We start from the raw sequence: 24238 nt of genomic DNA on the forward strand, positions 1-24238 counted from the left end.
CAATAAAAAGCATCCTCATAAGGGATGCTTTTTTGCGTTTGGGGGTCTGGTGTTCATCTCCTCCCAGTGGTACGCCACCCGGCCGAGCGCGATCCCGGCCCCAACAGAGAAGTTAAGCGGGGCTGCCTAAGCGGGGCTGCCTAAGCGGCGCTGCCGATGATACTTGAACTACACGTCCCGGACTACACGTCCCGGACTACGCGTCCCGGTTCAAACCCGGTAAAGCAGGCGGGGTGCGCAGCCTAGCCGCCACAATTACTAACAACAACAAAAGCATCCCCACAAAGGATGCTTTTTTGCGTTTGGGGGGTCTGGTGTTCACCTCTTCTTCTATTTCCTATTTTATGATAACGATCTTCTGCGCCACACCAGATGCGCTGATCGTGTATAAGCCTGGCGCAATACCAGCTGTTGTCAATGGCTTGCCCGGCTCACCGATTTGCGTGCTCATGATTTTCCCTTGTAAATTCCGTATCACAATTTCCTCTTTTTCTTTCAGGTTTTTGAGGTAGAAATGGTCTGTAGCCGGATTCGGATATGCGATGACGTACGTGTTCTGATTTTGAATTGAAATAACTCTTGAATAGGCAAATGTGCCGTCAAAATCCAATTGTTTGAGACGATAATAGCTGGTAAAAAGCGGGCTTTTGTCGACAAAATTATAATCTCTATCAGCGTTACCGTCGCCTCTACTTGGCAAAAAGCCAATTTTCGCAAAATCAGTCCCGTTCCAGCTTCGCTCAATGTCAAACCCCCGACTATTGCTTTCAAAAGTGGTTTTCCAGGCCAAGATGTTTTGCTCTCCTTCGTTGCTGCCGGAAAATGAGACGAGTATTACGGGAAGCATAGCTACCACTAGGTTTTCGGTAGTAAGTGTGAGGCCCGGTACAGTGCTATTTGAGACCTCCGCATGGTAAGTTCCATCTTCGACGACATTATAGGTTTTGTTGCCGGTTACTGTGGCGATCAGTGTATTATATCGATACCATTTGTAGGTGTTATTGGCGATATTCCCGCCCGCCTCGGCAGTAAGTAGTTTCGCCTGGGCGTCGTAACTAATGTTAATTTTTGCTTGATTGGCGTAAAAATCGATCCGGCTAATATTCGAATCTAGCCCCTCGAAATTAAAGGAGTTGTTACTGATATCGACGTTCGCAGCGACAGGGATACCCGTTAGCGTGGGAACGGGGCCGGTGAGCGTTCCGTAGCCCTCGCCACAGCAGTTAGAGTAGCGTAGACCTAGTGATTGCAGGTTAGTAAGGTTGTTAAACGAAGCGGGGATTGTGCCGCTAAATTGATTGGCGCCGCTTAGATTTAAATACTCGAGTTGGATGAGGTTACCTAGCTCTGACGGGATAGCACCTGAAAATTGCTGATTTCCCAAATTCAGATATTTTAGATTGACCAGGTTGCCGAACGTGTTTGGAATAGGGCCATCGAGCGAGCCATGGTACATCATATCCCGTAGCATGCAACTCAGATTAAGGTAAGTGAGTTTTGTAAGATTTCCGATGCTTGCGGGTAGAGGGCCGGGCAACGGCAAGCCGCCATAAATGTCGTAGTTGATACCGTTATCCCCGCTCAGATCGAGGTGTTCCAGGTTGGTAAGGTTGCCGATTTCGGTAGGAATGGGCAAATAGGGTGGATTATACGCGGTGCGCGCGTCGGTCAGAGCTGTCCAGCCAAGTATCAGTGTCTTTAGTTGGTCTAGGTTGCCGATGGCAGGAGGAATGCTACCGTCAAGGCCACTTTGTAGTAAGTTTAACCCGGTTACGCGCCCACCCTCGCATGTGACTCCATACCAACCACAGGGGCTATCACCGGGGATACCAACTGGGTTCCAGCCGGCTTTTTGAAACCAGGCCGGACCATTGGTGGAGTTATAAAGCGAGATTAATGCCAAGCGATCCGATTCCAGCGATCCTTGCCCGAAACTTGACACAAACGATAAAAGTAGAAATGGTAAAAGCAGTTTTTTCATAGCATATTTAGATATGTTGGAGGAATATGTGAAAGTATATATTGGTAGTGACAAAATTGCTAATACCAGATACAATTGTAAAATAAACATTTCATTATGTTGGAGTTAGGTAGAAACGTATGTGAGACTGATTTTACTCCTAACTTTATAAATATCCATTTCACACAAACCCCTTTTCCCATGGCCCGGCTTAGAAAAGAAGATATCAAGCAGGAGGTATTCGACCTTTACGACGACTATGCGCATGACCGTATTGATCGTCGCAACTTTGTTCATAGTCTGTCGGCCTACGCAGTGGGTGGCGTGACGGTGGCCTCGCTAATGGGCTTTTTAATGCCGGATTACAAAGACCAGATTCAAGTTCAGGCGGGAGACCCTCGCTTGCAATCGGATTATGTGAATTATGACTCACCCAAGGGCGGGAAGACGATCAAGGCTCTGCTCTCTAAGCCTGCCAATGCCATGGGGAAACTAGGAGGCATTGTGGTGGTACATGAAAACCGGGGGTTGAACCCGCATATCGAAGACGTTGCGCGCAGGGCGGCATTGGCTGGGTTCATTTCTGTTGCGCCGGATGCGCTTTCTCCCTTGGGTGGGTACCCCGGTAATGACGACGCCGGACGCGAATTGCAAAGCAAGCGTGATCGGAATGAAATGCAGGAAGATTTTATTGCGGCTTACGAGTATCTGAAAAACCACAAGGATTGCAATGGAAAGATCGGCGTAGTAGGGTTCTGTTTTGGCGGTGGTATTGCCAATATGATGGCCGTACGCATTCCTGATCTGGCGGCATCAGTGCCTTTTTATGGTGGACAGCCGGCTACTGAGGACGTTCCGAGTATCAAAGCACCGTTATTGTTGCATTACGCCGGGCTTGATACGCGCGTGAATGAAGGTTGGCCAGCGTATGAGAAGGCATTGAAGGAAAACCATAAGGAGTACACTGCATTTATTTATCCCGAGGTCAACCACGGTTTTCATAACGACACGACTCCCCGTTTCGACAAGACAGCTGCCGAACTGGCCTGGAAACGTACAATCGACTTTTTTAAGGAGAAATTAGCGTAGCGTAGGCAGCGGTTCGGTGAGCATTCTGGTCTGTGATAATGGAGGAAATCATTTATCATTAGTCAAAAAATCTCATGAAAGGCCATTTACGAACATTTATAGCGCTTTTTTTTCTGGTCGGTCTCAATGCATGTTCTTTACAGGACCATGTTGTTCCAAAGAAAATAAAGCTGAGTACGCCCGCATTCGAGTATACCGATGATTTCAAAATGCGGTTTAAAGTGCAGGCTGATTCGCTGGGCGATCTGCCGGTGACGGAATACGGAATTTTGCACCTGAGTTTTTTCCGGGCGGAAAATGATACAGATTACACGCCGCGGATTGAGCATGGTGCGAGAATGCAGTTTGACCAGCCGATAGTCATGGGTGTTAATAATTTCGTCTACACGGGTAATGCTTTCCAGGGCAAATACTTCTTTTTCTACCGTGCGTATGCACTGCTTTCGGACGGATCGGTTGCATACGGGGACATTAAGAGTTTTACGTTCGAACGATAGCATCTTTTAAAACCTGAAGTAAATTGCCCTGCGGAACGCTCTTTTGGTTCGCAGGGCAATTGTGCATTACGGTCTTTGTCTGTTGAGATAATCGGTGTGGTATTGACGCAATTTTTGATCCAACTGGTAACCGGTGCGATAGCGTTCGCCTATCCGAAATCCACGAGTATAACTATATTCCCAGCGGAATTCATCGGCCGTCCGGAATCTGATTTTCTTGCCCTGGGCGATCTTTCCGGGTGGAATAGGGACCGCAAAATTGAAGCCTGCGGTTGTTCCGTTCTGGGTTTTCATTACATACAAACCAATTTCCGCATTGGTAAACTGACGTATGAGGTCAAACCGGGCCCCCTCGTCGCCGGCAAGGTACCTCCCACCTGACAATTTCAATGTCAGGTCCGGTTTTGAAAGTCGGTAAGCGGCATCTGCGATGAGCAGCAGGTTATTCATTTTTTCGTAATAAATCCCGCTTCTGGTGTAATAATAGAGCCCCGTAAGTCCGCCTTCGAGACCGAAGGACCATGGGCCGGATAGGTCGTGATGGCGGTATTGGATATTCGCGCCGTATTGATCATTGTAAAAATAGCCCGCCGAAGCACTTACAAAATGTTTTCCGAATGCCAGAAACTGGTTCAGGAAAACAGGGGCCGGACGGATGATTTTAGGACGGTTGTCCATGTCGTTGGTAATCGGGAACAGCACGCCGGCATTCAGGGCTAGTCCTTTCCAGAGGTAAAACTGGGTTTGGAGTAAAAGGCTTGTGTTGCTTTGCAGCGTTTTTTCCCGGTAGCCGAAATTGGCTGCAAACACTGGTTGAAGCCAGAAATCAAGCTTGTATTTACTAAGCAAAAAACCTGGGCGGGGCATTTCGTCTTTAGCAAGTTGGCGGTAGCTGAGTCGCTTGCCCATTTTGTAAGCCCCGATGGGCACACCCTGGAACATTGGGATAAACTCCCTGCTGCCCGAATCAGGCAGAGCACGTTCCATTTCGAGCATGCCGACGTACGGATTGCGGTAAAGTCGCTGCTCGTAAACTACCTTTTCTGACGTAGAGTCAATGGTTAGATTTTCAAAATTATTGAGTAATCTTTCTTTTTCAGAAGCCGGTGCAGGTTTGGGCGGCTTGGCACGGGCCGCCTCCTGATAGGTGCGCAATCTCTTCGGAAGCGGCAGCATATTCACCGCATAGGAAGTGCCGAAGGTAATCTGATCGAAATTCAGTACACCTGCCTGAATGGTCCAGCGTTTGAAAAGGGTAGCATAGAGGCCCGCATTGAAATGCTGGCTGTCCCATTCGGCCATGAAGCCTGCTTTGTTGTCGAACCGCAAGTTGAAACCGCCGAACGGCCCCGACAGATAGCGATAGGCAAGGTCTTTTTTCTTAATGATCTCGAGACTTTCGAAAATGTTGTAGTTGCTTTTTTCCGATTCGTCGCGCTGGACGTAAATAGGGCTGCCGAATCCGGCCGTAACGTCTGCATAAATCCGGTTACCCAGGGAGAACGTTTTACTCGCCACGAGCGCGTTGGTAGATAAGGAGTTATCGATCCCGAACGGAGCGGAAAGAATAATCGCGACTGCGGGGCGTTTAGCAGTTTCTTTTAAAAAGACATATTTGATATCCAACTGGCGGTCTCCAATGCCTTTCTGTCCGCGTTTTACCTCGTGATTGATCCGAAGCAGGTTCACGTTGATTTCCAGCCTGGGCAGCAATGTCACATTGGCAAAATAAATTCCCTCCGAATTCCTGCGGTTGTACCTGAATCCATAGCGGATCGGATTGAAATGGTAGCCAAACTGGAGCGCAGCGTCGTTTGTCTGTTGGGCCGAGGGAATGTAGATCAGGCCTGGCTTGCCCGAAATGTTCGTTTGTGCGTGTATATGGGAGCTCAAACATAGAGCAAGCAGAAAGGGAAACAATACATTCCCCCTTCTGCCTCTAACAAATTGAATCATCCGCCGTATCGTTATTTACCGCCGCCTTGGTTGTGGCAGTTTTCGATCATTTTATCCCTCAACTCGATCGCCTTTGCAAGAGCATCATTGTAATTAGCTTCCACGCGGGCAGTGTTTGAGTTTTTGGTCTCTTCTGCACGTGCCTTCGCTTTTTCCGCGATTTCAGTGCAGGTAGCAGTTTTCGCTGCTTCCAACTGATTCACTTTGTCCAGATAGTCGAGCAGTTGGACATTGATCAGTGCTTTGAGGTATTCGTACTGGCCAGGGCGCAGGAATGGTTTTACTTTTTCCAATGCGGCCAATGCATCGTTTGCAACCTTAATGCCAGCCTGACGAAGCGCTTCGAAATACGCAGCGTTGTTTTCGCCTGTACACTTTTCAAGGTTTCTCTGAATGCGTTCCAGATCCTTGTTGTAGTTGTCATTGATCTTTCCCAGCTCTCTTGCTTTGCTGTCGTCCAGACGCTCCTTGGTTTTTTCAAACTTCTCGTTCGCACGGGCGATACAGTCGTCAGTATTACCTGCTTCGATCGCGGGGCTGGTGACAGATCCATCTGTTACTGCACCGGTTCTTTTGCCGTCAGAGAGGCCTTCTACCTTGGCCGCAGTAAGCAATGAAAGATAGCTTTGAAGTTTCGCGTCGGCAGATGCCTTGTTCAGGATAGCACGCACCTGCTCAGAGTTGAGCACTGATTTGCTAGCTTGTGCAGGTGAAACTTCGTTCAGAGCCTTGATGTCAGCCTGTGAAAGCGAAGCCGATACCTCTTCGGCGGCTTTTGAAACGCTTGCAGGAATGTTGCTGGCAGTAACTGTGCTGAGCGATTTGTTGAGTTCCTGCGTTTTAGCCGAAGCTTCCACTTTTCCGGGTACGAGTTTGACGTCCGGTGTCTCTTCAAGTGTGGTAGGAGCCATTTCCAACTTGTCCAATTGATTGGAAAGCTCGGTATTGGCTGGTTCGAGTGAATCCGCTTCTTTGTCCTTACATTCATAAAGGAAGAATGTGAGGAACATCAGAAGGGTGAGTAATCTCAGAGTACGTGTTTTCATACGAGTTAGATTTAGTGAAAAAGGATATTCGGCGGATTATTAAATTGGTTCAATAAGTTCAATATTTTCCCGGGTCAGCGGGCCTGTGGAGGCCTGACCAACATTGGCTGATTACCGGTCGTAAACAGTCTGGTATCCCATCGCATAATAATGCCAGGCATTGCCTCTGTAAGGCAAGCTGCATGAAGCGAACGGATACTGCTATATGTTCCCTGTCAGACCATCTGATAACCCATTTGGTTATGAAGCATGGTCATGACCGCACGTGCTTTTCCTGCATTCCAAAAGGAATTTTCGCAATTATCAGTAAGAGGAAGTAGGTTGGACCTTTCCGACACGGAAGTCCACGAAATTGGATACTTAAAACGTAGGGTAGGATTATCAAATTGCCCTGGATGGGCCCACCCTGAACTGGGTGATACATTGCCGTGTGGCAAGAGCCGTTGGTAAGGATTTTCCATCATGTCTTTTAACGTTGAGTGAGTTACTGTCCAGACAGAGCTTCCATTCAAATTGGAATTCCACTAGCAATATGTAGACGTTATTTTACTTATGAGCTACCATGTGTAAAATAAAATCTACAACAAGTTTAAAGGATAAGATTTCAATTTCAAAATAAAAATATCTCTACAACTTCGTAATGTACTCATAATGAGGAAAATAAATTTTGTCAAAAGTGAATATTCAAAAATGTTCTTTTAAAAGTAACATGCCTCAGAGAGTGCAGAGTGTCGTTTTTTCTGGAACAGGCCGCCGAGATGGGGCCAGTCTCCGGTGTTGCGGCAGCGGTTGTGAATAATCGTTGGTAATAGTTTCCCAAAGGCAGGAAGGGTCTATTCAAGTGGGAGGAAGACCTTATGATGATTTGATGCCTGAACACGATTTTCTGGGGGTGGAAGAAACGGCGTAGGTACTTATCTATATCCGGAAGAATTTCGGAAATGACGCCGATGCATTTCGGTAAACCACGTGCAGCGGGTATTGGTTAACTGATAAAAGCAAGACGCCCGCCGAAACATTCCGGCGGGCGTTCTGTAAGGGAGGGATTCAGTGGACTACGGCAGCAGTACTTTTTTGGTGATCGCACTGGCATTGCTGCGTTGCAACGAAAGGATGTAAAGCCCTGAGGAAATGCCACCCTTAGGTTTCAGGGTAAACTCGTTGCCGGTTTGACTTAGCGAGAACCGTATGGCCTTGCCTGACAAATCAAAAAGGCCCACATTCGCGGCGTTTTCGTTTTTAAGCAAGAATTTGATTTCCTTCCCCGATGCCGGATTTCCCAGAAGTTCGAATGCGACGCTATTGGCGCCGTTGTCAATGGAAATCATCCGCGAGAATTCAAACTTGCCATCGGCATCAACCATTTTGAGGCGGTAGTAGTTAATTCCCGTCAAAGGTTTGATATCCATGAATTTGTATTGCTGGGTTACCGACGAGTTGCCCTTAGCTTCTACGCGGCCCAGTTGAATAAATTCTTTCGCATCAGCACTTCTCTCGATATTGAAATGGCTGCTACCGCTTTCCTCTGTAGTGGTCCAGGAAAGACTGACCGCATTATTCAGCAGCGTTCCATTAAAGCGTGACAAGGTGACGGGCAATGTGATTGTACAGCCATTCTGCAACTCAGCTACGATTGCATTGGGTAGGCTTGGGCCGGTCAGTACTACCCATATAGTACGTTTGTCTTCCAGGAAATCATATGGATAATTCTCGTCCTTGCTTTGAATAGGCTGTGATGTGGAAAGGTTGGTCGGACCGCTTGTATAGAAAGCTTCGTCACCGGCACCGAAAGTCGTTACTCCGTTTGTCAATACGCCGTCGTCCAGGTATAATGTATACGAAACCTCAAATGCGGTTGGGTTAGTCGAAATGATACTCAGGTCATATGTACGAGGCCCTTCGGGTTCATTGCAGTTAATCTTACCTGTAATGACCGGGTCATTGATTTGCAAGTTGAAGCCTTCGGAATAGCAGTGAACCGGAGGGTTTGCACTGGATGCCTGGCTCGACCATACGTCTCCCTTCAGAATAGGGAGATCTTCACACGCACCTGGCACCGGGAACTGGATATTATTGATGGTTATACGAGTCAATCCTCCTCCCAGGTCTTCTTCCATAATAGTTAGTCCTGTATATAAAGGTATGACGGTCCCATCGGCGCTGTAAGTCGATAACAGAGACACAGCTCCGTCTGTATCGATGGCCAGTGTTGCAAGTACGCTGCCTAGGTCAGCTGCTTTCGGCGCTTTTTTGTAATCAATGTCGGGATACTCGGTAGGTTTCCATAAATGCACGTAGGTGAACTTGTTGCCATTGTTTTTATTGATTGTGAATGAAAGGTTGACATTCACATTGCAATTGCCGCCGCTGGAAGAAACACTGTTTAATTCAATTGCGGGTTCCACCAACGCGCACTGCGCGAAGGACTTGGAGGGGATGTGAATCGCCACGAGGGCAAGGCATACCCATAGGTAAAGAGTTTTCATGATTGAGGACGTTTAGTAACTAAATAATGCTAGACCAATATACCTCCAATATCTTGAAATAGTTACAATATTGTGAATTTGGTAAAGTATTTCTTACTAAACGTTTTGGCGGTATACGTGTTTGTAAAAATAATACTTATTGGAGTCAATTTAGTTGTTTGTCAGAATAGAATATATGTATCCAAATGTGTACATATATTTTTAGTTAATTGATTTACAAATGATTACATATTATTAAAATTGTTTTACAATAATAATTAATTATAATAAGACTATTTATGAATAAATCTGGAAGCCATTTGGCATGATCTTGGCAGGAAGAATACTGTATTGTAAAAGTACAATTTTTTATGCCGAAGCTATCTTGGCGGAGTCCTACTCCGCATGCATATATCCGTAACCAGACCATTATACGTTAACTTGTTCTCTCTGCGCCCTAAGGCCATATTCAGGCCTTTGCATTGAGTACGTTATTATTTTACCGATGCTATGTCTATTTCTGCCATTTGCTCATTCTTTTTGCGATCCCAGCTTTTATCGTCTCTTCTTTGGCGGTGGGTCGGATATCCGTTTCTCGCCGTTATTTAAAACAGCACATGATGAAAGCACTTTTAATTTGCACCTTTCTTACAATTCGGGTCTCACTCGCCATTGCGCAGGTTCCTCAGCAGTTTAGTTTTCAAGGGTTGGCAAGAAAGGCGGACGGGAAGGTTGCTGCCAATGCCTTGATAGGTCTCCGTCTTACGATTCATTCCGAAACAACGGGCGGAACCGTCGTTTATCAGGAGACACACACCGCGCAGACAAACGCCATCGGCATTTTCAATATTCAAATTGGAGGCGGTACTGTTGTAAGTGGCACATTTGCCGCTATACCGTGGAAAACGTTCCCGCATTTTCTCCAACTCGAAATGGACCCGCTTGGCAGCTCGGCGTATACCGATTTAGGTACGACGGAGATGCTTAGCGTGCCTTATGCCATGCAAGCAAAGGAGTCGACTAAATGGAACGATGGCTATCCGGTGGTGCAGAAGTTTGAATTCGGACCTGATGTTGATCCGAATGACCCGAATTCTATAAACGATCCTGATCTTCAAAAGTATTTGCTGCCGACAATTGGCGATGGGAACAGGTTGATTTGGTACCCATTGCAAGGGGCATTCCGCGCAGGCGAGTCACTGAATGGGAAATGGGAAAGCTCTCAAATTGGGGCTAAATCGGTTGCCTTCGGCGGGAACAATCAAGCGAAAGGTGATTTTAGCTTTGCGGTTGGCCTTGAAACCTCTGCAACTGGGCTTGCATCTAACGCAATCGGTTTTAGTGCGACGGCGACTGGTGATAATGCTGTTGCAATCGGAAAGGAGGTTATCGCTTCTGGACCGTCTGCTACTGCTCTCGGGTTGGGTATACTAAGCAGGTTTAAAGGGGAGTTTGCTGCGGGAATGTTTAATGCCACTCCGGATGTAGCAGATCCCGTCAATATCAAACCAACTGACGTCTTGTTCCAAATGGGAAACGGAACTTCAAGTATCGACAGGAAAAGTGCATTGACTTTGTTGCGAAGTGGAAATTTTGGGATAGGGAATAATACAATCGCACCCGAGTTCTTACTTGACGTAGGCGGTAGAATAAGAATCAAACACAATGGCTCCACATCCGGCATCCATTTCAATAACTCTCAAAATGTTGTAGATGGCTTCATGGGCATGAAAACAGATACGCAAATTGGCTTTTACATCAACAATGGATGGCGCTTCTGGATCGACGCGATAGGAGATGGCTACTTGCACGGGAATGTAATTCAATCCTCCGACCGCCGCCTCAAACGCGACTTCTCCCCACTTGCATCCAGCCTCGAAAGGTTCTCGCATTTGAAAGGCTATCATTACTACTGGAAAGACAAAGATCGCGATCAATCACTCCAGACAGGCCTGATCGCCCAGGATGTGGAGGCGCTGTTTCCGGAACTGGTAAAAACGGACGAGAAGGGCTTCAAATCACTGAATTATACGGGTTTGATTCCGCATTTGATTGAGTCCGTAAAGGAACTGGCGAAGCAAAATGCGAAGCTGGAAGCGGAAAATGCCGCTTTCCGGACAGATAACCAAGCAATTAATCAAAAGCTAACAACCATAGCGGCCCGCCTTGACCAGCTATCTTCAATACGCGCTGAAACAACGGCGAAATAGAGGTTTACGAGAGAGAGGTTAAATAGCTGCATTCAATTTGAGTGCAGCTATTTTGTTTCATAAGGATCTGAAAACGATAGATACCGCTTCTTCCGCCAGTCCGATGGACATTCGTGCCTGGTCCCTGAAATTAAAGACTTGCCCGTCCTTGCGTACTTCGTCGGTAAGCGAAAAATCGATGGCTTGGATCAGCCAACCTTCTTCCTGCGGGTTTTTGGTGGCGATAATGCCTTCTTCGGGCATATCCTTATCGGGCGTAGTGTAGAATGCCGCGTAGCCGTAATTGAGGTCTACAGCGGGCGACCATAATGCTTCGCCGACGGTCTGGGACACTACCGTAAATGCCTGGTTCTCGAGTGCGCGGGCGCGGGCACCGACGTGTACACGTGTGGCGCCGCGGATGGTTTCTGTGCAGCTTGGCGCGAGAATCAGATTGGCGCCGGCTTCGCAGAGTTTTTGTGCGCCAATCGGGAATTCGACATCGTAACAGATCTGAATGCCGAATTTGCCCCACGAGGCTTCAAAGATTGTAAGCTGTTTCGGAGCGCTGTCGATACCCCAATGCTCGTTTTCGAAACGGGTCATGAAAAATTTGTCCTGATAACCAGCCAACCCGTTGGCCGAGAATACGAAGGCCCGGTTGAGTTTCTTGCCACCTTCGATCACCGGAATGCTCGGTGCGACTATAATGACGCGGTATTTCCGGGCTAATGCCTCAAAAGTCGCGCAGAAATCGGCCCTCAGATCATTCAAGTCGTGAATCTGGCGCCGGATATCGTTGCGCACCTCATTCCCGAAAATACTCACCAGCTCCATTGCCCCGTATTCCGGGAAAAGCACTAGCTCGGCACCCCGAATGGCGGCGTCCGACACCCATTTTTCGGTATGCCGCTGCCATGAGGCGAAATCCGCATGTTCGGTAATAGGATATTGCGCCGAAGCGATGGTTACTTGCTGCATGAGAGCTAGCGGTTAAGGGGTTTGGTCCAGAAAATCATGGTTTTGGGCGTCGAGGTAGTTTCTCCCAGATCGGGCCACTCCATGGTACTTTGTAATGCGGGTTCCTTACGGTAACCACGTTTAAGCCAGAATGCGTCGTTTGGGCGATAGTCGGACGGTTTAAGCGGATGGTTGTCGCCCCGGTCGACGGAGCAGAAACAGCAAGTTTCGAAATCGCCCAGGTTACGTGTATGCGCTTCGCGCTCGTCGAAAAATCGGTGACCCAGTCCATGTCCGCGGTAGGCGGGTAAAAGAATGCTCTCGCCAAAATAGCAAATAGCGCCTATGTCAAAGCCGGCGTCCTCGAAAGGTTTGCGGACGTCGGCTGTCTCGTCCTGCAGTGGAATACAGGTGGTGGCACCCACCATTTTCTTGCCGTCATAAACGGCAAAGAGAAGGGAGCGCTCCGATTGCAGGTAGGTTTGTAAATAACCCAATTCATATTCCACACTACCTTCGTACAAATAGGGATAATCCCTGAAAACGGCAATGCGGAGCCTGGCGAGGTCATTGAAAACTTCGGCAATGCCCGCTCCGGTTTTCCGAACGAATGCCAGTTCGGTGGTCATGATTTGGAAACAAGTTCGATCCAGAGCGGCAGGTTGTAGTAGGTGGTTACGCGGCTGATCTTGCCATCGGTCACTTCGAGGAACGCGCCGGCCGGTAGCACGTATGATTGTCCATGCGCTTCGGGAAGGCCTTCCTCCGCCTGCTTGTAAATACCGTTTACGACGAATTCCACGGCCACGCGCTTGTTTTGCGGCTCGCTGAAAAACACCATGTCGGTCAGTGTTTCTTCGTAGGCCTCGTCCATTTTTTGGAGAAATGCAGTGAATTTTTCCAATCCGATGCGCACGTCGCCCTGATTGGCTTCATGTCTTACTTCAGGGTGGAGCAATGCGAGCATACCTTTCCAGTTTTTCGCATTGAAGGCTTCATAATATTGTTGTACGATTTCGAGTGAAGTCATTTGTATCATATTTGTTCAAAAAATATTTAAGGTAAAGGACCCAAAGAAACCTGCCCATTGGCGTCTTTGCGGTACACGGCAATGCAGCCGGCGGCGAATTTTGATTCGAAATGGGGCTCCGTAGCGACCAGGTTGCCCGGGATCGGTTTTGCGGCATTGAAAAAATAGACTGTTGTGGTGCCATATTTAGTGTAGGGCATCAGATCGCCGTATTGGCGCATATCCTTCGAAAGCGTATCTTCCACGCTCACAGCATATACGCGTACGATCGGCCCGGTGTTGTTCTCGTTGCGGTACATGGCCACTTCCCGAAAGCCGCCTTGCAGATCGGCCACAGTGGGCTGCGAAGCCGAGTCGTAAACAATGTAGCCGATAATGATGGCCAGCGCGAGTAACAAGAGGTTCTTTTTATTCTTAAAAAACTTCATAACAATTAAACAGGGTCATTGGGACGGAATATAAAGCCACTTGCCATCGCTTTCCAGCGCGAGCCGGTAGTTTTTTCCATGATATCTAAATCCGGATCCTTCATTCTTTTCGGCGATGACCACGTCAGGTTGAAATGCCGGATCTTCCAACACCTGGGAGGGATTGCCCACGCGTATATGTGCAAATGTGCGGCCGGGTTTTCTCAACAGGAACTGGTAGGCATAGTCGAAACTGGCTTCCGTAAAAACAAAACCGATTTTTTGCGGATTGAGTGCATTCACCTGCTTCAAAAGTGTTTCGGTTCCGGGCCAGTGGTCGCCCCAGAACAGCCGTCCCGGACTGGCGTACAAGACGCTCTCCTGTTTGAGGTTCAGGTTAGCAGCGTCAATGCGGATGTTCAGATGCAATGCTGAATTGATAGGCGGAAAAATTTTCTCGAAAAACCATTTTGTGGAGAGAAAAGGGTGCGCCGAGCTGAGCAATGCGAAAGGCAGCGCTGCCAACCAGAGCAGGAAAGGAAGCAGCCGGGCCGGCCATGCGGGTAGCACCGAGCCGTAGGTGAGGCCCACAACGGGGGCTGCCAGAAGGAAGAATGGAATATGCAGCCGCGAACCGTAGGTCTGGTAGCTGATAAAAAAGCAGAAGACCAGCATGCTGAGAAAAGTCAGCCAGCCATACCATCTGGCAGTATTGGATAAGCGCGTAAAAATAAGAAGCGGAATGCTGAAAAGGATCAGCCAGATACCAAAGAAATTATGGGCAAAATCCTCATTGAAATTCAGCTTGTTCATCTTGAATGGCATTCCGAGACGCGGTACATCGAGGGGAATACCCATTGCCGTATGGAGGTTTCGCAGCTGGTTGAGGAGAAAATCGTTGTAGTAGTTACCGGGCGATACGAAGCCCAGGTGAAGAAAAGTATGCTTGCTGACCGACGAAATGTAGTCGGCCGGGCCGGTAAAAGTGTTCCGATTCCCCGAACTGATCGTGCCTACGGGCGAGGCGAAGATTTCGTAGGTACGGTACCAGTAGGGGATATTGATTGAGAAGGTCAGAATGAGGGAAGAGACGAGAAACGCGATAATATGTTTTCGAAAAGCCTGCTTTCGAAGCATCGAAATTAACAGATAAGTGCCGAACGGAAGTACATAAAATAGGAATGTCCCCTTCGTCATCATACCGACTGCACAGCATACCGGAATCAGATACAGGCTTGTAAGATGGTTATTTTGGATATAATCAAAAATAAAAAATGCAGTCGCAAGGATAAAAAATGCTACAACCAGGTCATTCTGGGTCGTCATTGATTCCAGGACGACGATAGGTAGCGTGGCGGCAAAGCACATGCCGATACGAAGCGCCGCACGGGAATTTGAAAAAAGTCGGATAATCATGGAAACCAGCGCCAGTACGCCCGCGAGGCAGCACCATTGCAAAAGCTGGAAATAGCGCTCGGAGCCGGAAAGCAGGAAGGTATGCAGATGCACATATTCCGAAAAAGGGCTGAACGAGATCGAGCGCTCGATATGCGAGGCATAATGCGCCACGTTGCCCTGCTGTATCCAGTAACCCAGCCGGCTCAGATGGTAGCTGAGGGAATCCTGGTTATTGGGAATAGCTGCCAGGGCAACCACCAGAGTAATCGACGCAAGGATCGCCAGCATGGCAGTTGTGAAGGTGCCGAGTTCCAGGCAAAAGTTTCGGGTATCATTCAGCCAGTGCTTCACAATGGTCCGGAAAGTCATGCTGTGAGTACTTTTCAGCCGGAACCACGTTGCCGCCAGGACGATATTGAAGACGGTCCAGCTGCTGGCAATAGCAACCCGGTTGATCAGGTTGAACAATCCCAATGCCTCCGTGCTGATGGCAATGAAAAGGAATATAAAAATAGCGGCGGAAATCAGCGAACTGCGGAAGGGGTGCTCCGCGTTTCTGTAAAATGCCACATAGCAATTCGCTGTGGCCAGCACCATCGCCGTCGGGATCAAAAAGATCATAGTTAAGGAAGTCCTGTTCGGCAAATATGAGCCGCAAACTAACTATTTCGTTGCAAAGAATCGCATTAACTCGTCATACGCGGATGCGCGGGGGATGGAAAAAGTAAGTGCATTTGCCCGATAAGTGCCTGAACTGACGATACTTTGACCAGTTCCTTCTGGAAGATTATTTCGGCCTCAAATCCGTTTTCGGCTTCAAATACCCTGATAATGCAGGGTGCATCGCGGTAGCTGCCGACACCCAGTCCTTCCCTTTGCAACGCCCGCCTTACCCAGAAGAGCGGTTTTTCAGCACCTTCGAGGTAAATCTGCGCATTGTCCACGGGTTGGTGGATGATAAATGTGCCGGTAGTGCGGTCAAATGAAAAGCCGTTTCGGGCAAATGTGGCTTCGAATGCGCCGTTTAGGACAAGATCTTCGGGAAGTCCTGCCAGAATTTTGCCATCGGGGTGCATTAGCCAGAGTTCGTCGGCGGTTTGCAGCGCGAGGTCCAGCTCGTGCGTGCTGAGCAGGATCGCTTTATGCATGTTACGCGCGAGCGTGTGCAGGAGGCGCATCATTTCCACGCGATTAGGGAGGTCGAGGTGGGCCGTAGGTTCATCGAGCAGGATCAGCGGCGTGTCCTGCGCGAGTGCGCGGGCGAGCATTACTTTCTGTCTTTCGCCATCGCTGAGCTGGTGCATATGGCGGTCGAGCAGCGGGGCGATGCCGGTTTGTTCGATGCTTTGGGCTATTTGGAAATGGTCATCTTTTGTCAATGTACCCAGCCAGCCGGTGTAGGGCGTGCGTCCCAATGCAACCAGCTCGCGGGCTGTGAGATTGCCAGCATCGACTCGGTCGGTTAATACAAGACTGAGTTTTTGGGCGAGCTCGGCCGGTTTCAGCGCGTGGAGCGGGCGGTTATCGATCGTAATTTCGCCCGTCAGAGCCGGTTGGAGACCACTTAATGTTCGCATCAATGTAGATTTGCCTGCCCCATTTGAACCGAGCAAACATACCAGGCTTCCGGGCCGTAACTGTAAGTCGAGATCGGTTGCTACCGTTCGTTCCGTACCGGACGACCGGTAACCGATCGCCAGTGCGTGGGTTTCGACAATGGCTTTCTGATTTTTCATGAAAAAGACGAACGTAGGTTATTGCGTCGGACAATGATCCAGATCACGACCGGAGCGCCAAGCAACGAGGTCACGACGTTAATCGGGATGATGGTTTGCGAGCCAGGAAGCTGGGCAATGATATCGCAAAACAGTAACAGTACGGTTCCGGTGAGGCAGGTTGCAGGGATAAGCACGCGGTGGTTGGATGTCCCGAGCAGCGAACGGGTAATGTGCGGAATAGCGATGCCCACAAAACCGATAGGCCCACAAAATGCTGTAACGCTGCCGGTAAGAAGGCTCGTGCTGAGCATGATCATCAAGCGCGTCCGGCCGACCGTAAGTCCCATGCTTCTCGCGTAATTTTCACCCAATAATAATGCATTGAGTGATTTCGAGGATGCAAATGCGAGCAATAAGCCTCCTGTAACTACACCCGAAAGTACATATAAATGATAGCCTGTAACACCGCCCAGTGATCCGAACGTCCACATAATGTATTCCTGCAATTGCTCGGGCTGGCTGAAATATTGCCAGATACTGATGACGGAAAGCGTAATGGTGCCGATCATGACACCCACTATGAGTAGGATTACGTTGTCGCGGATGCGCCCGGCGATCAGGAGAATCAATGCCAGAACACCGGCTGAGCCCAGCGAAGCCATCCCGATAATGAGCCAGCTTCCGGAAATTCCTAACTGGCTGATCGCGTACATGCTCGCGCTGCCCCCGCCTGCAAGCATTACGGCCGCCACACCCAGGCCGGCGCCTGCGGTAATGCCCAGTTCCGATGGTCCGGCCAGTGGGTTACGGAAGAGCGTCTGCATTTGCAGCCCACTGACCGACAGGCCACAGCCAGCAAGCATAGCGGTGATGGCTTTGGGTAAACGTATTTTTTCAATGATAAAAAGCCAGGCCCTGTTCTCGGATTCGCCGGTGGTCACGATCCGGATTACTTCCTTGAATGGTATCGCCACCGAGCCGAGCATGATATCAAGGCAGAACAGGGCGATGGCAAAAATCCCTAAAAAGAGTAACATCCAGCTTCTGTTTGGCATGTGCTGCGTCATTCGGGAAGCTGTTTGTAGTAAATAAGCTGATGATCCGGGAGGAGTTCGGGATGGAAAATCCGGACCATATCAGCCAAAACACTATTTGGGTTTACACTGCCCGATTCAAAAAAATCGTTCGAACCCTGGTCGTTGACCAGGCGGTTGTAGCTGTACAGCCTGCCTGTATGTACCGCTTTGAAATCGGCATAGCGGGTATCCTGGGCTATGATACTTTTCCGGGTGTCGCGACTGTCGAAGCCGACATTCAACCAGTAATCTGCTTTGAGAGCAAATGGATACACAGCTTCGAAACTAAGGGGAAGGCTTCCGGTCGCGGGATCGTTCTTCCACGGGTAATCGGCACCGGCATCCTTAAAGAAACGGGCCATGTAGCTATTCCCTCCGGGCAGAAACCAGGCATCTTTGGTATTCAATCCGGAAAGTACCATAGGCTTCTTCGTCGCTTTTTGGGCAAGGGCAGATAGCCGCTCATATTCTGTTTCTATTTGTGTAAATTTTTGATTAACCAACTCTTCTTTATCCAGCAATGCGGCCATGAGTTTCACCCATTCTGCACGGGCCAGTGGCGTTTGTTCAACCCACTCGGAGTTGATCAGCACCGGTATTCCGGCTTCCTTTAATATGTGGTAATGCTCCATTTTTCCGCCTGGATTGCCAATCGTCATTATCAGGTCAGGTCGCATTTCGATAACCTTCTCGTCATTCAAACCCTGATCGCGGCCTACTTCTGCTATTTTGCCGGCTTTGATCATGTCGATAACTTTCGGAGAATACACGTATTGCAAATTGCCAAGACCGGTCAGCACGTGTTCCGCATTCAGGAAACCCAGTAATCCGATATGCATGGAAGACATGGCGACGAGGCTTTTTACCGGTATTTCAATGCGCTGAGCGCGTGGGTAACCCGCGGGCATTGCAGCATCTTTTTTTTGAAGAATATATTGTAAAGTATCGTCCTTTCCGCCGAATGGATTGATAATGCTGACCAGTTTGAAGTCTTTGAAATAGGCAATCTTAAATCCTCGTGCGTGATGGATTTCAGTTTTAACAAACCGGGTGATTGAATCGGCGGAAGCCTTCTGTCCCTTTTGCTCATCGCCTGATGGGCCGCAGCCCTGGATAAGCAAGCCTGTGAAAATGAGCAGGTAAAAGATTTTGAACATCATTTGTAATTTTGAACGAGTCATCGACTCGTTCAAAATTACTCATTTATTAAGCGTTTGCAGTGGTTAATGAATTTGTTCTCGTCAAATGTAACTCAGCATTTGTCTGACATTATTTAACCCATTTTGCATAGTGTCCACAGAACGAGTTCCATGATAGTAGCCAGCCAAATGCAGCTCATCATACACATTAGCGAGAATTCTCAAAAGCTTCTTGTCGTACTTTCTCAGCCGTATCATATAATCCTCGATACTCTTTGGTTTCGTAAAATGAATGCATTCCTTCTGCCGGAGATATTCATCCAGAATAAGCAATGCAGCCGAATAAGCCGTACCCGCAGCCATTTTAACATACTTGACATCGGCATAGAGGCCGTCTTTCTTGCCGGCTTTCTCGGTTAGGATCTGGCGTGCGTTTTCAAGGTAGCGTTCGGCTTCCTGCGCGGGAGTGAGGGGGAGATGGTGTTGTTCCGGCATAGTGGTGTGTTGGTTTATCTTACTCTTTATACGAACACATTCAGGAAAGGTAACATTCAAGTTCTGAATAAATTTCATCAGCTTTTACTGTCGGGTGGCAAAAGTTAGCACTCAATCGCATTTATAGCCGGGCTGGTGGCGCATTTGGCATACTTTTAATAAATTCCGGGATATGCCAAAACAGCCTCTCTTACAGTTTACCGGCAAAAGTATTTATTGCGCCATTGCCGATGTTCATATCGATCCGTGGATGCCCGTAGGCCGCGCGATCATCACGCATGCGCATAGCGATCACGCGCGATGGGGAAGCCGGCATTACCTCGCACACAAGGATAGCGAGCCGATCCTGCGGCTGCGGCTCGGGCAGGATATTAATCTCCAGACGGTGCAATATGGTGAGAAATTCATGATCAACGGGGTGAAGTTTTCTTTGCATCCGGCCGGCCATATCATTGGGTCGGCGCAGGTGAGGGTGGAGTATCAGGGCGAAGTGTGGGTGGCCAGCGGCGACTACAAGCTGGAAGACGATCATTTCGCAACGCCGTTCGAACCCGTGAAATGCAATGTGTTTATCACCGAATCTACATTTGGATTACCTATTTATAAGTGGCAGCCGCAGCAAGAGGTGATGACAGAAATCGACGACTGGTGGGCGCAGAACCGCGCCGAAGACAAGGCCAGTGTGTTAATGGGTTATTCGCTGGGGAAAATGCAGCGGATTTTGAGGAATATCCGGTTGCAGGATTCTTCCATTTACGCGCACGGGGCCATTTACACTGTGAATGAGCGCCTGCGAGAGGCTGGTTTCGATCTGCCGGAGCTGACATTGGTTACCAAAGAGATAGACAGAAAGCTGTTCAAAGGGGCGCTGGTGCTGGCTCCACCTTCGGCTGATGGCACCACGTGGATCAGGAAGTTTGCACCTTATTCGGTCGGGTATTGCTCTGGCTGGATGGCTCTGCGTGGCGCTAAAAACCGCCGCGCGGTGGATCAGGGGTTCGTATTAAGCGACCATGTCGACTGGCCTGATCTGAACCGGGCTGTGAAAGAAACCGGCGCCGAAAAAGTGTACGTCACGCATGGTTATACGAGCATTTATGCACGTTGGCTCAATGAAAACGGCATTGAAGCGGCCGAAGTGAACACGATGTACGGCAACGAGGATGAAAGTGAAGAAGAAGAGGCCGCGCAGGATGTTGCGGCAGGCCAGAACGCCTATGAGGAGCACAAACGAGAGCTTGACGGGCTAGTGGACACAGACAAAGACGGTACCGGGCTATGAAACAGTTTGCAGAACTCTTCATGAACCTCGACCGCACGAACAAGACGAATGCAAAGGTCGATTTGTTGAAAAGCTACTTTCTGACGGCTTCGGACGAGGATAAGCTGTGGGCGTTGACATTGTTTACAGGGCGCAGGCCCTCATTCAAAGTCAATCGCACGCAGGTGAAAGAATGGGCTGCAGAGGAGGCCGGAATCCCGATGTGGCTTTTTCAGGAGAGTTACCATAGCGTGGGGGATTTGGGTGAGACGATTTCGCTGCTTTTGCCGCGGACAAGCCCCGGAGGTTCTGAGAAATCGCTCTCGGAGTGGTTCCGCTACCTGGGAATGCTGCCCGGCATGACCGACGAGCAAAAGCGAGATCACATTACCCGCGCCTGGATGCAGCTTTCGCAGCATGAGACATTTTTATTCAATAAACTGCTCATGGGCAGCTTCCGCATCGGGGTTTCGCAGACTTTGGTGGTCCGTGCATTGGCAGAAGCGACCGAAACCGATTCCAATGTGATTGCCCACCGGGTAATGGGGCAATGGGACCCGTTGGAAACTACTTTTGAGCAGCTGATTCTTGATAAAGGTGAAAATGACAATGCGTCGCGTCCTTACCCGTTTTTTCTCGCTTACCCGATAGAGGGTGACGTTGCGGATCTCGGCGAGCCCAGCGACTGGTTTGCCGAGTGGAAATGGGACGGCATCCGCTCTCAAATCATTTACCGGAACAACGAGTTGTTCATCTGGACAAGAGGCGAGGAATTGTCCACCGAAAAGTTTCCTGAGCTGCATTTCCTGAGTGAGGTTCTTCCCGGTGGTACCGTGCTCGACGGCGAAATTGTAACTTATGCGGATGGCCGGCCTATGCCGTTCAATGTGTTGCAAACCCGCATTGGTCGTAAAAATTTGTCCAAGAAGGTGCTCGAAGAAGCGCCGGTTGCATTTTTGGCTTATGATATGCTCGAAGCGAATGGCGTGGATATCCGCGGGCTTACGCAGGGGCAGCGTCGCGCGCAGCTGGAAGCGGTATATGCGAATATACCCCCACAAAGCTATTTCAACCTTTCGCCGTTGATCGATTTCGGAGATTGGCAGGTTCTGCGCGACCTTCACCCGCAGTCGCGCGAGAATATCGCGGAAGGCTTCATGATCAAGCGTAAAGCGAGCACTTACCAGGTCGGTCGTAAGAAGGGCGATTGGTGGAAATGGAAGATCGATCCGCTTAGTATCGACGCGGTGCTTATTTATGCCCAGAAAGGTTCCGGTCGTCGCGCCGAACTTTTCACCGACTATACCTTCGCTGTCTGGGGCGACGACGGAAAGCTTGTACCGTTTGCCAAGGCCTATTCCGGCCTCACAGATGCTGAAATCGGACAGGTGGATTACTTTATCAAGCGCAATGTCCTGGAAAAATTTGGTCCTGTCCGCACCGTCAAGCCGGAGCTGGTTTTTGAAATCGGATTTGAAGGAATCAATGAGTCAACGCGCCATAAATCGGGAATAGCCGTGCGGTTTCCCCGGATTTTGCGATGGCGGAAGGATAAAAAGGCAGAGGAGGCTGATAGTTTGAGTAGCTTGCGAGAGATCCTATATAATTATAAATAAACAATAAAAAATAGGGTTATTTAGATTTTATCTATGCAAATCTAATATTTTATGTTAGATTTGCATAGATGATTAGACGTAGGCTCGAAAATAGAATCAGGGAAGCTCTGAGAAAGAGTGCTTCGATCGCTCTGATGGGCCCCCGTCAGATAGGGAAAACTACAATCGCGCTCGATGTAGTGGATTCCACGCCTGCATTGTATTTAGACCTGGAAAGTCGCCTGGATCTGGAAAAAGTCAGAGACATCCGCGCATTCTATGAAGCGAACAAAGATCGGCTAATTGTGCTCGATGAAGTGCAACGGATACCGGAGCTTTTTACCGAATTGCGGGGTATTATCGATCAGGAGAGGCGAAGAGGCAACAGATCGGGCCTGTTTTTATTTCTTGGGTCGGCTTCTATTGATTTACTTCAACAATCAAGCGAGTCGCTCGCGGGGCGCATATCCTACCTGGAACTTTACCCCGTAGACGTTATTGAATATGCGTCCGAGGATTTTCAACAGGTTAACACATTGTGGCTTCGCGGTGGCTTCCCCGAAAGTTTATTGGCGGCTTCGGATCGCGACAGCCTGGAATGGCGACAGGATTTTATCCGGACGTATCTCGAACGTGACATTCCTCAACTTGGTCCGCGCATTCCGGCAACAACTTTGGAGCGGTTCTGGACAATGCTCGCGCATAATCAGGGCGGAGTATTAAATGCATCGCACCTGGCGAGAAATCTCGACGTTTCGGGCGTGACCATTAGTCGTTACCTGGATTTGATGGTCGACCTGCTCCTCGTAAGACGGTTGCAGCCCTGGGCTTCGAATGCAGGCAAAAGATTGGTGCGAAGTCCCAAAATTTATGTGAGAGATAGCGGTATTACCCATGCTTTAATGGGGATAGAAACTTTCAATAACCTGCTAGCCCATCCGGTAGTAGGCGGTAGTTGGGAAGGATTTGTAATAGAAAACATTATGAGCGTTGCCCCGGCCCGGATGCAGCCCTATTTCTACCGCAGCGCCGGTGGCGCGGAGGTTGACCTGATCCTGGAATTTGCGGACGGTAAAAAATGGGCAATCGAAATCAAAAGAAACTCGGCTCCGCATTTATCCAAAGGATTTCACATTGCCTGCGAGGACATTCAGCCGGACAGAAAATTCGTGATCTATTCGGGAAAGGATACGTTTCCTATGGGTGATGGCGTTGTGGCTACTTCGCTTATCAATATCATGAGGGAAATTTTGGATAATTATAAATGACCGCCTGATCATAAAGTGTTTATCGAGCGGTTGTAAGCCAGTAGTAGCAATTTGTTTCAGTATTTTGTTGTTATTTTTGTATAAAAGCTGACTTGCAGACATGAATAATAAGTTGGAACGAATTACAATAGATGAAGCCGTGTGCAATGGTAAACCGGTTATCCGGGGTTTTCGGATGACGGTTAAAACCGTATTAGAGTATCTGGCGGCAGGGGAAAGCATTGAAAATATACTGGCTGCTTACCCGTTTTTGGAGGAAGACGATATTAAGGCATGCATCGAGTTCGCTGCCAAAACGGTTGACGGTGAACATTTTTCCTTAACGGCTGCCTGATGTCGGTTTACCGCTATTTGATCGACGTTAACCTTCCCAAATATTTCAGCTTTTTTCATTCTCCTGAATTTGAATTTGTCATCGACATCAATGCGAAATGGCCTGATCGGGACATTTGGGGTTATGCACAGGAGCATGGACTCATCATTGTCACGAAAGATTCTGATTTCTACCATCGCTGCCTGCTCGATAAACAGCCTGCTAAGGTGATTCATTTGAAGTTAGGAAATCTGCTCCTGAAAGATCTTCATACTTTTTTTCATAACAACTGGGATCAGATTACATCCCATCTCCCCGAAGCCCGGCTGATCATTACGACGGTAGACGGCCTCGAAGTTTTCCCCTACTGACTTCT

At 48.8% G+C, this 24238-nt stretch carries 21 protein-coding genes; 8 read left to right on the top strand and 13 right to left on the bottom strand.

Going from position 1 to position 24238, the window contains the following annotated elements:
* Positions 1 to 337: 337 nt before the first annotated feature.
* Positions 338 to 1981, bottom strand: coding sequence for a T9SS type A sorting domain-containing protein (locus ACQ4MZ_RS29890; RefSeq protein ID WP_430851457.1), 1644 nt, complete (start codon positions 1979 to 1981; stop codon positions 338 to 340).
* A gap of 180 nt (positions 1982 to 2161) precedes the next feature.
* Between ACQ4MZ_RS29890 and ACQ4MZ_RS29895 the strand changes: the two genes are divergently transcribed.
* Both ACQ4MZ_RS29895 and ACQ4MZ_RS29900 read left to right on the top strand, forming a co-directional pair.
* Positions 2162 to 3049, top strand: a complete 888-nt coding sequence (locus ACQ4MZ_RS29895; RefSeq protein WP_430851459.1) for a dienelactone hydrolase family protein — start codon at positions 2162 to 2164, stop codon at positions 3047 to 3049.
* A gap of 74 nt (positions 3050 to 3123) precedes the next feature.
* Complete coding sequence (locus ACQ4MZ_RS29900; RefSeq protein ID WP_430851461.1) at positions 3124 to 3546, top strand: hypothetical protein; 423 nt, start codon at positions 3124 to 3126, stop codon at positions 3544 to 3546.
* 66 nt (positions 3547 to 3612) lie between these two features.
* On the opposite strand, the gene ACQ4MZ_RS29905 is transcribed toward ACQ4MZ_RS29900, so the two are convergent.
* The 3 genes from ACQ4MZ_RS29905 to ACQ4MZ_RS29915 form a co-directional block, all read right to left on the bottom strand.
* Positions 3613 to 5439, bottom strand: coding sequence for a YjbH domain-containing protein (locus ACQ4MZ_RS29905; RefSeq protein ID WP_430851463.1), 1827 nt, complete (start codon positions 5437 to 5439; stop codon positions 3613 to 3615).
* A 74-nt stretch (positions 5440 to 5513) separates the two neighbouring features.
* Positions 5514 to 6548: a hypothetical protein gene (locus ACQ4MZ_RS29910; RefSeq protein ID WP_430851465.1), complete on the bottom strand. Its 1035-nt coding sequence runs from the start codon at positions 6546 to 6548 to the stop codon at positions 5514 to 5516.
* 1055 nt (positions 6549 to 7603) lie between these two features.
* Positions 7604 to 9034, bottom strand: a complete 1431-nt coding sequence (locus ACQ4MZ_RS29915) for a T9SS type A sorting domain-containing protein (RefSeq protein ID WP_430851467.1) — start codon at positions 9032 to 9034, stop codon at positions 7604 to 7606.
* Positions 9035 to 9630: 596 nt separating this feature from the next.
* Here ACQ4MZ_RS29915 and ACQ4MZ_RS29920 point away from each other — a divergent pair.
* Entirely contained in the window at positions 9631 to 11223 is a 1593-nt protein-coding gene (locus ACQ4MZ_RS29920) for a tail fiber domain-containing protein (protein ID WP_430851469.1), read from the top strand.
* Between the two features lie 57 nt (positions 11224 to 11280).
* On the opposite strand, the gene ACQ4MZ_RS29925 is transcribed toward ACQ4MZ_RS29920, so the two are convergent.
* The 9 genes from ACQ4MZ_RS29925 to ACQ4MZ_RS29965 all read right to left on the bottom strand — a co-directional run bounded on the left by ACQ4MZ_RS29925 (position 11281) and on the right by ACQ4MZ_RS29965 (position 19425).
* Positions 11281 to 12183 carry a carbon-nitrogen hydrolase family protein gene (locus ACQ4MZ_RS29925; protein ID WP_430851471.1) on the bottom strand — a complete coding sequence of 301 codons (903 nt, stop codon included), beginning with the start codon at positions 12181 to 12183 and terminating at the stop codon, positions 11281 to 11283.
* Positions 12184 to 12188: 5 nt separating this feature from the next.
* The gene (locus tag ACQ4MZ_RS29930) at positions 12189 to 12791 is read right to left on the bottom strand and encodes a GNAT family N-acetyltransferase (RefSeq protein WP_430851473.1); all 603 of its coding nucleotides are present in this window, start codon (positions 12789 to 12791) and stop codon (positions 12189 to 12191) included.
* Positions 12788 to 13192 (bottom strand): ketosteroid isomerase-related protein, encoded by a 405-nt coding sequence (locus ACQ4MZ_RS29935; protein ID WP_430851475.1) that lies wholly within the window; start codon positions 13190 to 13192, stop codon positions 12788 to 12790. The genes ACQ4MZ_RS29930 and ACQ4MZ_RS29935 overlap by 4 nt, the downstream gene beginning before the upstream one ends.
* A gap of 26 nt (positions 13193 to 13218) precedes the next feature.
* Complete coding sequence (locus ACQ4MZ_RS29940) at positions 13219 to 13620, bottom strand: hypothetical protein (RefSeq protein WP_430851477.1); 402 nt, start codon at positions 13618 to 13620, stop codon at positions 13219 to 13221.
* Positions 13621 to 13635: 15 nt separating this feature from the next.
* Entirely contained in the window at positions 13636 to 15618 is a 1983-nt protein-coding gene (locus ACQ4MZ_RS29945) for an ArnT family glycosyltransferase (protein ID WP_430851479.1), read from the bottom strand.
* A gap of 65 nt (positions 15619 to 15683) precedes the next feature.
* Positions 15684 to 16733, bottom strand: a complete 1050-nt coding sequence (locus ACQ4MZ_RS29950; RefSeq protein WP_430851481.1) for an ABC transporter ATP-binding protein — start codon at positions 16731 to 16733, stop codon at positions 15684 to 15686.
* Positions 16730 to 17752 (bottom strand): FecCD family ABC transporter permease, encoded by a 1023-nt coding sequence (locus tag ACQ4MZ_RS29955; protein ID WP_430851483.1) that lies wholly within the window; start codon positions 17750 to 17752, stop codon positions 16730 to 16732. The genes ACQ4MZ_RS29950 and ACQ4MZ_RS29955 overlap by 4 nt, the downstream gene beginning before the upstream one ends.
* 26 nt (positions 17753 to 17778) lie before the next feature.
* Entirely contained in the window at positions 17779 to 18951 is a 1173-nt protein-coding gene (locus ACQ4MZ_RS29960) for an ABC transporter substrate-binding protein (RefSeq protein WP_430851485.1), read from the bottom strand.
* An 81-nt stretch (positions 18952 to 19032) separates the two neighbouring features.
* Complete coding sequence (locus ACQ4MZ_RS29965; RefSeq protein WP_430851487.1) at positions 19033 to 19425, bottom strand: DUF5618 family protein; 393 nt, start codon at positions 19423 to 19425, stop codon at positions 19033 to 19035.
* Positions 19426 to 19597: 172 nt separating this feature from the next.
* Between ACQ4MZ_RS29965 and ACQ4MZ_RS29970 the strand changes: the two genes are divergently transcribed.
* The 5 genes from ACQ4MZ_RS29970 to ACQ4MZ_RS29990 all read left to right on the top strand — a co-directional run bounded on the left by ACQ4MZ_RS29970 (position 19598) and on the right by ACQ4MZ_RS29990 (position 24233).
* Positions 19598 to 20707, top strand: coding sequence for a ligase-associated DNA damage response exonuclease (locus ACQ4MZ_RS29970; RefSeq protein WP_430851489.1), 1110 nt, complete (start codon positions 19598 to 19600; stop codon positions 20705 to 20707).
* Positions 20704 to 22302: an ATP-dependent DNA ligase gene (locus ACQ4MZ_RS29975; RefSeq protein ID WP_430851490.1), complete on the top strand. Its 1599-nt coding sequence runs from the start codon at positions 20704 to 20706 to the stop codon at positions 22300 to 22302. Before ACQ4MZ_RS29970 ends, ACQ4MZ_RS29975 begins: the two co-directional genes overlap by 4 nt.
* Before the next feature lie 68 nt (positions 22303 to 22370).
* Complete coding sequence (locus tag ACQ4MZ_RS29980; RefSeq protein ID WP_430851492.1) at positions 22371 to 23549, top strand: ATP-binding protein; 1179 nt, start codon at positions 22371 to 22373, stop codon at positions 23547 to 23549.
* 100 nt (positions 23550 to 23649) lie between these two features.
* Positions 23650 to 23883 (top strand): DUF433 domain-containing protein, encoded by a 234-nt coding sequence (locus ACQ4MZ_RS29985; protein WP_223408154.1) that lies wholly within the window; start codon positions 23650 to 23652, stop codon positions 23881 to 23883.
* The gene (locus tag ACQ4MZ_RS29990) at positions 23883 to 24233 is read left to right on the top strand and encodes a DUF5615 family PIN-like protein (protein ID WP_430851494.1); all 351 of its coding nucleotides are present in this window, start codon (positions 23883 to 23885) and stop codon (positions 24231 to 24233) included. Before ACQ4MZ_RS29985 ends, ACQ4MZ_RS29990 begins: the two co-directional genes overlap by 1 nt.
* Positions 24234 to 24238: the final 5 nt, after the last annotated feature.

Source organism: Dyadobacter sp. BHUBP1 (assembly GCF_050587785.1).
Lineage (GTDB): Bacteria > Bacteroidota > Bacteroidia > Cytophagales > Spirosomataceae > Dyadobacter.